This window comes from Kitasatospora sp. NPDC018058 (assembly GCF_044327205.1).
Classification (GTDB): domain Bacteria; phylum Actinomycetota; class Actinomycetes; order Streptomycetales; family Streptomycetaceae; genus Kitasatospora.
Window position 1 is genome coordinate 1 of sequence record NZ_JBIRFA010000093.1, and the last position, 10,188, is coordinate 10,188.

General features: G+C 69.8%; 7 protein-coding genes and 1 pseudogene. 5 read left to right on the forward strand and 3 right to left on the reverse strand.

Features of this window, described 5'->3' with window-relative positions; all coding sequences use genetic code 11:
- The first annotated feature begins 609 nt into the window (after window positions 1-609).
- Window positions 610-3,168 carry a Helicase associated domain protein gene (locus ACH4E7_RS44370; protein WP_396254914.1) on the forward strand — a complete coding sequence of 853 codons (2,559 nt, stop codon included), beginning with the start codon at window positions 610-612 and terminating at the stop codon, window positions 3,166-3,168.
- A 216-nt stretch (window positions 3,169-3,384) separates the two neighbouring features.
- Here ACH4E7_RS44370 and ACH4E7_RS44375 read toward each other — a convergent pair whose 3' ends face one another.
- The gene (locus tag ACH4E7_RS44375; RefSeq protein ID WP_396254915.1) at window positions 3,385-3,678 is read right to left on the reverse strand and encodes a ribosomal protein L7/L12; all 294 of its coding nucleotides are present in this window, start codon (window positions 3,676-3,678) and stop codon (window positions 3,385-3,387) included.
- Between the two features lie 561 nt (window positions 3,679-4,239).
- On the opposite strand from ACH4E7_RS44375, the gene ACH4E7_RS44380 reads away from it, so the two are divergent.
- Window positions 4,240-4,416, forward strand: a complete 177-nt coding sequence (locus tag ACH4E7_RS44380) for a hypothetical protein (protein WP_396254920.1) — start codon at window positions 4,240-4,242, stop codon at window positions 4,414-4,416.
- Between the two features lie 191 nt (window positions 4,417-4,607).
- Here ACH4E7_RS44380 and istB read toward each other — a convergent pair.
- Both istB and istA read right to left on the reverse strand, forming a co-directional pair.
- Window positions 4,608-5,309: pseudogene (gene istB, locus ACH4E7_RS44385) on the reverse strand (IS21-like element helper ATPase IstB); the annotation flags it as partial.
- Window positions 5,309-6,577 carry an IS21 family transposase gene (gene istA / locus ACH4E7_RS44390; RefSeq protein ID WP_396254916.1) on the reverse strand — a complete coding sequence of 423 codons (1,269 nt, stop codon included), beginning with the start codon at window positions 6,575-6,577 and terminating at the stop codon, window positions 5,309-5,311. The pseudogene istB and the gene istA, both read right to left, overlap by 1 nt.
- Window positions 6,578-6,613: 36 nt before the next feature.
- On the opposite strand from istA, the gene ACH4E7_RS44395 reads away from it, so the two are divergent.
- The 3 genes from ACH4E7_RS44395 to ACH4E7_RS44405 form a co-directional block, all read left to right on the forward strand.
- Window positions 6,614-7,300 carry a TnsA-like heteromeric transposase endonuclease subunit gene (locus ACH4E7_RS44395; RefSeq protein ID WP_396254917.1) on the forward strand — a complete coding sequence of 229 codons (687 nt, stop codon included), beginning with the start codon at window positions 6,614-6,616 and terminating at the stop codon, window positions 7,298-7,300.
- Between the two features lie 960 nt (window positions 7,301-8,260).
- Complete coding sequence (locus tag ACH4E7_RS44400) at window positions 8,261-9,643, forward strand: hypothetical protein (RefSeq protein ID WP_396254918.1); 1,383 nt, start codon at window positions 8,261-8,263, stop codon at window positions 9,641-9,643.
- On the forward strand, window positions 9,628-10,188 hold a 561-nt coding region (locus ACH4E7_RS44405), incomplete at its 3' end, for an ATP-binding protein (protein ID WP_396254919.1). The genes ACH4E7_RS44400 and ACH4E7_RS44405, both read left to right, overlap by 16 nt.

Consider the following 10,188-nt stretch of genomic DNA (forward strand, 5'->3'; position numbering starts at 1 on the left):
CCCGCGGAGCGGGTCCCTACGGGCCTTCGGCCCTCCGTTCGCGATCGCCCTTCGGGCGATCGGCGGACCCGCTCCGCGGGTCCGCCCCCGGGCTTCGCCCGGGTGGGCCCGGCGCTTCGCGCTCGGGCTGGCACCATTCCGCTTCGCTTCATGGTGCCGGTGGGCTGATGTCTGTTCATCTCGTTGTGCTGGGCGTTTGGCTGGTCTCACGACAGGCTGACTGGGTGGAGGGTGCCGCGCTGGGGGCGTAGTGCGGGTCGGCTTCACTTCTCTCGGATTGGTCTAGACCGTGGTCCAGTCCACTGTTTCGACGTCTTGACGGTCCGGGGTGCGCTACTCTCGAAGGGCGAGCAACGATCCTTGGTGTATCAGTCTTGGCGCGTCAGGTGATCCCGCCGCGAGCAGGGTCCGGTCCTGCGTTTTCCGGGGGTTCGCCGGAATTCTTGGCCAGAGACTGATATTCTGCCGGATAGTCGCTTCTTTCGGACTTTATTTTCGGTCGCCACGATTCTCGGGTCGGTCCGTCGAATGTATCAGTAGGGCACTGTCAGCATTTCCCGCTTGGTCCCTGGTGTGGGCTCGGGAATGGGTGAGGGGAGACACGTCTTCGTGAACGTCGTGAAGCCGGGCCTGATGGCCGCTCAGTCCGCTGCCGGCATCTCGCTGCGCGGGCACCAGGAGGAGGCCCTGGAGGCCATCGTGCGGGGCCTGACGCCTCGTCCGGGGCACCTGACCCCGGGTTGGCTGCGGGTGACGGTGCAGATGGCCACCGGCTCCGGGAAGTCGTACGTCGGCGCTGCGGCCGGTCAGAAGCTCGCCCCGCGTGGGACGGTGCTGGTGGTCGTCCCGACCTTGGACCTGCTGGTGCAGATGATCGGCTCGTGGCGGGCCGCGGGCCGCTCCGGGGACATGCACGCCGTCTGCTCGCTGGTCGACAGTGAGCTGCCGTACGGGGTGATGGCGACCACCAGCCCGCTGATGATCGGTATGTGGCTGTCCCGCGCGGCCAAGCACCGCCGGCCCACCACCCTGTTCGCGACCTACACCTCGGTCGGGGCGGTCGCGGACGCCTACGAGTACTGGGCGCAGCGGGTGGGTTCGGGGGGTGGGGTGTTGCCTCCGTTGGGTCTGATGGTCTGCGATGAGGCGCATCGGTCTTCCGGGAGTGTGGAGAAGGCGTGGACGGTGGTGCACGACCAGGTGGCGATTCCGGCGGTGCGGCGGCTGTACATGACGGCGACGCCGCGGATCTGGGCGCCGCCCAGCAGTGCCATGCGGCGGCGTGAGGACGCCGTGCAGCCGCTGTCGGAGGAGCTGGCGGTGTCGATGGACGATCAGCGGATCTACGGCCCTCACGTGTACTCCCTGGGGCTCGCTGAGGCCATCGACAGGAAACTGCTGGCGCCGTTCGAGATCGTGGTCCTGGAGCTGCGCGACCCGCTCGGCGACCGGAAGGGCGCCGAGCGGCAGGGCGTGCCGTGGGGGCCGGGCGTGGGTGAGGCGGTGGACGGGAGTGAGGACGAGGTGCCGGCCGAGCGGATCGCGGCGATCCAGGCCGGGCTCGTCAAGACGATGGTGGAACGGGGCCTGGAGCGGTGCATCACGTTCCACAACCGCACGATCGAGGCTCGCTATTTCGCGGAGGCTCTGAACCAGACCGTCGAGAAGCTGCACTTCGACAATCCGCAGAAATACCCGGATGAATTCTGGGTGCAGTGGCTTTCCGGTGAGCACGACGTGGACTTCCGCAAGGAGGTCATCGCCGATTTCGGGAGCAGCGGTGAGGAGGACGGTCTGCGGCACCGCGTCGTGGCCCAGTGCAAAGTCCTGGGCGAAGGTGTGGATATCCCGGACGCTGATTCTGTTCTCCTGCAAGGCCGGGGAAGCATGGTTGATATCGTCCAGGCGATCGGCCGGGCCCTTCGTATGAAGCCCGGTGGAGGAAAGACCGCTTCGCTGATCGTGCCGGTGTTCCTCAAGCCCGGCGAGGAACCCGGGGATATTCTGGAGTCCGATTCCTACGGCCCGCTGGTCAAGATCCTTACCGCGCTGCGCAGCCACGACGCCAAGGTGGTCGAGGCCCTCGCGGTGCCGCAGAAGTCGGGCAAGCGCACGAAGGGGCGCAGCGCGGAGGCTGTCTCAGGTCCTGGTGAGAGCTGGTCTGGTGAGGTCGGTGCGGGTGGTGGTGGGGCGTTCACGTTGCCGGTGCGGTTCCAGTCGCCGGTGGATGAGAACGTGTTGGCGCTGTTCATCGCCTCGCGGGTGCTGACGGGTGAGAACCAGTTCTGGCGGGAAGGGATCAACCACGCCCGGCGGTGGCACGAGGAGACCGGCGGACTCGATGTTCCCTATTCCGCGATGGTGGGAGAAGAGGGAAAGTTTCCGCTTGGAAAATGGGTTTCTGATAGGCGTGGTGAGCATTCTTGTGGTGAATTGGCGCGCCATCGGGTTGACATGCTCGATGCGCTCGGGATGATCTGGTCGGTCTCCGACGCCCGTTTCGAGGCCGGTCTCGACTGGGCCCGTGTCTGGGCGAAGGGTCATGGTGGATCTCTGTCTTGTCCGGCGCGGGCCTCGGTAGGGGGTTACGCGATCGGCACGTGGCTGTCGGAGCTGCGGGCCGCCGCCGCGGTGCCGGCCGACGAGCCGGGGGCGCTCGCGCCGGAGCGGCGGCGGGCGCTGGAGGAGATCGACCCCTGGTGGTGCCCCGCCTGGCCGATCACCTGGCAGCGCGCGTACGCCGCCGCCCGGCTGTGGTGGCTGGACTCCGACGGGCTGGTCGACTGGACCGTGCTGCCCGAGGACACCGTCTACGAGGGCGAGCAGCTCGGCCGGTGGGTGCAGGCGCAGCGGGCCGGCTGGCCGGACCTGGTCGAGGACCAGCGGGACCTGCTGACGGCGATCGGCATCCAGGCCGACCCTGGGCTGGTGGCCGCGAAGGCCGCCGCCGCGGCGAAGCCGAAGGTGTCCCGCGCGGACCGCTTCGCGCAGGGTCTGGCGGCGCTCGCGGTGTTCGTGGAGCGTGAGGGGCATAGCCGGGTGCCGAGGTCGTACCGGTCTGCGGACGGGCTGGCACTGGGTACCTGGTGGAACAACACCAAGGCCAGGCGGGACAAGCTCACTGAGGAGCAGCTCGGGCAGCTGGAGGCCCTTGGGGTGGCTTGGTAGGGCGGGCTAGCGGTTGGTGTCTGCGGTCGGCGTTACGCTGCCGGCCTGAGATGGTGTTGGAGGGCCCCTTGGGTGGCAGCTTTCCGGCGTTGCCGGCTGGGAACCTGGCAAGGAGTCGGGCCTGGGGGCCGTGCCGAATTGGCGCGGCGGCGGCACGTCCCGCCGCGACCTGGCCGGCATCCCCGGCCTGCTCGGCAACGCGTTGTGCCAGCTGGCTCAGACCGCGCCGGTCGGCCCGGGGCGCCTTCGCCGCCACGGCTCGACCGTCACTGTGGCGCCGGCGGCGCGCAGTTGGTCGGCCTGCTGATGCGCTGCCCGCTCCTCGACGCACTCGAAGAGCAGCACGGGCGGTGGGCCGGTCACGGCCTGTTTGGCGTGCCAGAGTCCTGTACCCGTCTCTGCGCGAAGGACCTTCGCGACCTCCAGCGGTCTCGGGCCGGCCTCGTGGAGCACCACGTTCTGCGGGACGTCGTCGCAGACGAGCATGACGTACCTGACCTGCTCGGTCATCTGTGCCCTCCCGGCCGTCCCGTATCAGAGACCCGATCGCACCGGGCCTCCGCGAAGACGGGCTTTTGCCTCGTCGGCTGCGGGCCGTGGGTACGCGAGCACTCGCCGCCCCGGGGCTTAGGCCCCACTCCCGCGGACAGGGGATCACGCGTGGGGGTGGTTCGGCGAACGGTTTTCGGGTGGCCACCGGAGGAGGAGCACTCCCTCGTAAGGGGATCGGCCGCCTGCTTGCTGGTGCTCCCGTCGACGGGCGCGAACGGCTCAGTAGTGGCGGTGGACCACCCGCCGGCGCGGCCCCAGGCGTCGGCCGTGCCCGGACCGGCGGCGGGATCGGCAGCCGCAACTGAAGGCCCTGGGGGGCAGTTGGTAGGGCCTGGGCGGTGCGGCCCGACGGAGGGTTGGTGCAGGTCCTGGCTGTGTTGGCCGTGCCGTCGGTCGGGTTGGTGGCCTCGTTGGGGTGAACCGGATCGGAATGGCTGTCTGCGGATCGTGCTGTGCAGTTGGGTGGTGCTGGGAGGGTGGCGAGTATGCCTTGGGAGGACGAGGGTCTCGCCTGGTGCGATGGCAGATTTTGTGGTGCTGCGGTCGGCTGGTGCTGGCTGGGACGGGGTTGAGTCGACGGATGCCCGGTTCGTCGACCCGGTCGGGCAGGTGCGGCAGTTGTCCTGGGGGCAGGCCGCGCGGGAAGTGGGTCTGGAGAGCTGTTCTCCGGTGCGGACGTTTGTCGGCGGCGGCTGAATTCGGGCCGGTATCGACGGTTGAGTTGTGGGCCAGTCGTGGTCTCGCTGGGTGGTGTGTGTCAGTCGTTGTCGTTTGTGGTGACGTGCCCGAGTTCGCGTCCCCGCATGCGGTAGGACTCTCCTTTGAGGCAGGGAGTGGACCTCGGCGTGGTGGACGAGTCGGTCGATCATGGCGGCGGCGACGGTTTCGTCGCCGAAGACCTCTCCCCAGCGCCCGAAGGGCTTGTTCGAGGTGACGATCACGCTCGCTCGTTCGTATCTGTTCGAGATCAGCTGGAAGAACAGGTTCGCGGCCTCCGGTTCGAAGGGGATGTAGCCCACTTCATCGACCACGATCAGCGGGTAGCGGCCGAGCTTGACCAGTTCGTCCTGGAGCCGGCCGGCCTGGTGGGCGGCGGCCAGGCGGTCGACCCACTGGGAGGCGGTGGCGAACGCGACCCGGTGGCCGGCCTGGCAGGCCCGGACGGCGAGTCCGGTGGCCAGATGGGTCTTGCCGGTGCCCGGCGGGCCGAGGAAGACGACGTTCTCGCGGGCGGTTATGAAGTCCAGTGTGCCCAGGTGCGCGAGTTGTTGGCGCGTCATGCCCCGCAGGTGGGATGCGTCGATCTCCTCGATGGTCTTGACCGAGGGAAAGCGGGCGGCTCGGATGCGTTGCTCGCCGCCGTGGCTGTCGCGGGCGGAGACCTCGCGTTGCAGGCAGGCGACGAGGTATTCGAGGTGGGTCCAGGACTCGGTGCGGGCGCGCTCCGCCAGGCGTTCGGCAGCGTCCAGCAGGGCGGGCGCCTTCATCGCGCGGGAAAGGAAAGCCAGGTCGGCAGTGGTCTGTCGGCCGGTCTGGGCCGTCGGTGTGTCGGTGGTGGTCGTGGTGTTGGGAGCGGAGGTGCGGGACATCAGGTGTCCTCCTTGCCGGCGCCGCCCTCGATGAGGGTGAAGATGCGGTCGTAGGAGCCGAGCTGGCGTTGTTCGACCTCGATGCCCAGGTCCTCGAGTGCGAGGGCGGTCAGGCCGCGGGCCTGGGCGCGGGAGGCACGCTGGTGGATTGCCCGGCCGCGCAGGGTTTCGGCCGCGGCGGCGTGCTCGGGGTCGGTGATGGTCTGGTGCCGGGCCCAGCAGCGGGTGTGGCGGGCGACGGTCTCGCCGGTGCGGGTGGTGGCGGTGATCTCCTCGGTGTCGGCCCGGATGGTGATCTGCTGGCCGATGGCGCGGGGGTGGACGGAGTAGTCGCAGGTGTCGACGCGGATGTAGTGGTCGCGGCCCAGGCGGATGCTCTGGGGCCACCAGTGGGGCGGGGCGACCGGTGGCAGGGTGAGCATCGCGCCCCGGTCGGCTTCCCAGCGTTCGGCGGGTCGGCAGCCGATCGTGCGGTGGTGTCGGCGGTTGGCGATCTGCAGCCATGCCGTGAGCTGGGTGTTGAAGTCGCCCGGTCCGGCGAACGTGCGGCCGGGCAGGAAGCTGGTCTCCAGATAGCCGTTCACCCGCTCCACCAGGCCTTTCGCCTCCGGGTCGCGGGGCCGGCAGAGGTGGATCCTGATCGCGAGCAGGCCGGCGAACGCCGCGAACTCCGAGGTCAGCTTTCCCTGGCCGACGCCGCTCTCGTTGTCCCAGACCAACATCTTCGGGACGGCCTGCCAGCCGGACAGCAGCCGCCAGTGCCCATCGATCAGGTCGGCGGTGGTCCGGGACGGCAGCATCCGGGCCGTGATCATCCGTGAATAGCCCGCCACCATGACCAGCACCGGAGGGCGTCCCGTCTGCCCGTAACCCAGCGGGATGTCCGTCGGCGGGAACCACAGATCGCACTGGGCGAGCTCGCCCGGCTGGTAGACCGTCCGCGAGACGGGATCCACGGGAAGGTAGGCGGGCCGCAGCTCGCGGACGCGTTCCTTGAGGATGGTCAGCCCGCGTGTCCAGCCGATCCGCTCGGCGATCACCGTGGCCGGCATCGTCGGCGTCTGCTTCAGCAGCTCGCGGATGGCCGGCTCGAAGACGTCGACCGCCGATCCCTTCAGCGGGCGCTGGTAGACCGGCGGCCGGTCCGAGGCCAGGGCCCGTGCCACGGTGCCCCGGGAGATCCCCAGTTGCCGGGCCACGGCCCGTGCCGACAGACCCTCGGCCCGGTGCAGCCGGCGAATCTCGGCCCAGTCCTCCACGCCGATCACCTCTTTCCTCCTGACTCCCGTACCAGTGAAGTCAGGATGATCAAGAGATCACGCAGTGACCCGCTTTTGATCCGCCGTCCGTGGTCCTCGTTTCACCCGTCGCCGACAACGTTTCCGGTTCGACGTGGGAAGCGTGTCGCGCCGGGTTGGTGGTGGTCTGCGACGTGTGGACGGCTGGTCCACTACGGTTCCGGGCTGATGCGTACCCAGGTCATGCTGATGGACCGGGATCCGGAGATCGTTGCGTTGGCGTGCCGGCCGGTGGAGCTGGTCTGGGGTGAGCGCGGCGCGGTGGTCGGCCATGCGCCGCAGGTCATGGCTCGGCTGGCGAACGGTGGTGGGCTGCTGGTGGATTGTGTGGGCCGGGAGGGTCCATCCGCGCGGCTCGCTGCGCGGGCGGCGGTGGTCGATGCGGCCGCGCGGGCAGTGGGATGGCGCTACCGGCTGGCCGGACCGGAAGATCCGGTGCTGGTGGGCAATGTGCGGTGGCTGGCGGGCTACCGGCATCCCCGTCACGGCGCGGCCGGGTATCTGCCTGCTCTCCTGGGAGTTTTCGGTAGGCCTCGGCCGGCCGTGGAGGGCGTGCGGGAGGCGGGGGATCCGATCGCGGTGTGGCCGGTGCTGTTCCACGCTTTGTGGCACGGTCTGCTGCGGGCACGGCTGGATGTGCCGCTGCACGAGCGGGTCCTCGTGTCGGCGCCGCAGGGTGAGGGGTGCGTGTAGTGATGCATCCTGTCCTGGCTGTAGGCGCGGGCGTGCGCTTCGACGGGCGTGAGTGGACCGTAGCGGTGTTGGAGGGTGCCCGGGTCACCCTGGTCGCCGAGGGCGGCGCGACGGCCGCGGTCTTGTTGTCCTACCTGCTTGCCTCTGACGGGTTCGAGGTCATCGGCGGTGACCCGGTGCCCGGGATCCCGCCGTTCACACTGCTGGATGCGCTGCCTGCCGAGGTGCGGGAGCGCGCGCTGGCCTGGCGGCGGCACGTGCGGGAGGTGGAGACCGGCTTCCCCGACCGTCCGGGGACCGGTGTACCGCGGCCCGAGTACGACCCTGCGGTGCGCAGCATGGCGCAGCGGGAGGAGGCGAAGGCAGCGGAGCTGTCGGCGGCGGGGTGCACGGCGAGTGTGGGCGCGGTGCGGCGGATGCGGGCGCGGTATCGGGCTCGGGGGCTGTGGGGGTTGGTGGATGGGCGGGTGGTGAAGGGTCGTTCGCGTGTGGGGCGGGCGGATGAGCGAGTGGTTGCGGCGATTCTGCAGGTGTTGAAGGAGCAGCGGGGCCGGTCGTCGGGGACGTTGTCGCGGCTGCACCGGCAGGTCGGTTGGGCATTGGAGGAGGAGTTCGGGGCGGGGGTGGTGGCTCTTCCCCCAACGTCGACATTCAACCGCCTGGTGCACGCTCTGGCTGATGGGCAGGGACTGCTGGGATCGGCGGTGCAGCGTCGTTGGCGCTCGTCACGGCCTGCTCCCCCGTTCACGCTGACGGTGGCCTTGCGGCCGGGTGAGCTGGTGATGATGGACAGCACACCGCTGGATGTGATGGCGGTCCTGGACGACGGGGTGGTCGCCCGGCTGGATCTGGTCATCGCGCTGGATGTGGCGACGCGCAGCATCTGCGCGGCGGTACTGCGGCCGGTCGGTGCGAAGGCCGTGGACGCCGCTTTGCTGTTGGCCCAGATGGTGAACGCCGATGGCGATGCGGCCGGGCTGGGACGAGGCGCTGGCGATGCGCCGGTCGGCGGTGCCGTTCGAGCGGCTGGTTGCGTTGGACGTGCGGCTTGCGGGTGCTGCGGCGCGGCCGGTGATCCTGCCGGAGATGGTCGTGGTGGACCAGGAGTCGGTGTTCGTGTCGCAGACGTTCGTGGGGGCGTGCGAGAGCCTGGGGGTGTCGGTGCAGCCGGTTCCGCTGGCCAATGGCCCGGCGAAGGGGAACGTGGAGCGCACCTTCCGGTCGATCGGGACCGGGTTCAACCAGTACGTGGCCGGTCACACGGGGTCCGATGTCTCCGAGCGGGGCGAGGGGGTGGAGGAGGAGGCGGTCTGGAACATCGTGCAGTTGCGGGACCTGTTGGACGAATGGATCGTTGCGGGCTGGCAGGAGCGCCGGCATGGGTCGCTGCGGCACGCGCTGATGCCTAAGGTAAGCGTGTCGCCGAACGAGATGTGGGCTGCGCTGGTGGCGCTGTGCGGGCATGTGCCGCTGCCGTTGTCGGGTACCGATTTCGTCGAGCTTCTTGAGGTGAAGTGGCTGGCCGTCAACGACTACGGGATCCGTTTCGACTACCGCACCTACGACTTCGACCACCCGTGGCTGAACGACTGCCGCGGACGGCGCTCCGGCCGGAAGGACAAGAAGGGCCGGTGGGAGGTCCGCTATACGCCACACGATCCGGGCCAGGTGTGGCTGCGGACGCCGCAGGGCTGGCTGGAAGTGCCTTGGGTGCACCGCACGTTGGTGACGCTGCCGTTCACCGCCGGTAGCTGGGACTACGTCCGGCGAACGGTAGAGCGCCGGGAGGGCCGCGCGGAGCACGAGGCGCAGCTGGCGCGGGTGCTGGACGGCCTGCTGCGCCGAGCCGGCGAGGGGCTGGGCAGCAAACGTGAGCGCGCCGTGGCGGCGAAGGCTCGGGCGAGTGCGCTCGTCGCCGGCACGGACCCTGGTACGGCGATCGGTGTCGGGGGTGTGGGGGTTGCCGCGGCATTCGGTGGTCGCGATGCCCTGGGCGTTCCCGGCGGCCGGGGATGGGACGACGAGGACGGCGTGGACGAGGAGGTTGTCGGCGGCGAGGAGTGGTGGGCGGACGACCCTGGCGAGGGCGGTCAAGACAATGTGGGCGGTGATGCGCCGCACGCACGGTCCGAGGACACGGGCAGCCAGGTCTGTGCGCAGGGCGCGGCTGGTGGCCCGGAGTACGGGTCGGCAAAGTCGGACGCCGCGCCGGGGCCGGCGGCACCGGCCTGCGTAGGGGCAGTGGATCGGCAGAGACCGGGCGTACCCGGTCAGGGTGCCCGGCGCAGCGGCGCCATCACGTACGACGCCCATGAGGAGGCGCAGCGTTGGACGGCACGATGAGCCCCACCGGGGGCCCGGCGGTGCGGGAGCGGGTGTCGCAGGAGCTGACCACCTGGGACGGTTGGCAGCGTTTCGTCGATCTCCCCGATGCGCAGCCGGGTGACGTCCTGGACGAGGAGTGGGGCCTGGAGGAGCGGGAGCGGTACCACTCGCGGTTCGTGGTGTTGCGGACCCCGGCGATGGACAGGATCTCGCTGTCCGTGCGGCGGCTGCTGGCACTCAACCGGGGCCAGCAGGGCGGCGCCAGGCGCGGGCTGATCATCTCCGGGCCCTCGACGACCGGGAAGGCCACCGCGATGCAGCAGCTCGGGCGGACCGTGGAGCTGGCGGACCGGCTGCGGCGCCCAGGGGTGCCGGACCGGCTGCCGGTGCTGTTCATCACCGTGCCGCCGTCCTCCACCCCGAAGATGCTCATCAGCGAGTTCGCACGCTTCCTGGGTCTGCCGCTGGCCGAGCGTATGAACCAGATCCAGATCACCAACGCGGTGTGCGAGCTGCTGTGCGACCTGGGCACCCAGCTGGTGCTGGTCGACGACGTGCACCTG

Coding starts and splice junctions, on each gene's coding strand:
- ACH4E7_RS44380 (WP_396254920.1), top strand. CDS start 4,240: ATGGCAGATTTTGTGGTGCTGCGGTCGGCTGGTGCTGGCTGGGACGGG.
- ACH4E7_RS44400 (WP_396254918.1), top strand. CDS start 8,261: ATGGCGATGCGGCCGGGCTGGGACGAGGCGCTGGCGATGCGCCGGTCG.
- ACH4E7_RS44375 (WP_396254915.1), bottom strand. CDS start 3,678: ATGACCGAGCAGGTCAGGTACGTCATGCTCGTCTGCGACGACGTCCCG.
- ACH4E7_RS44395 (WP_396254917.1), top strand. CDS start 6,614: ATGATCAAGAGATCACGCAGTGACCCGCTTTTGATCCGCCGTCCGTGG.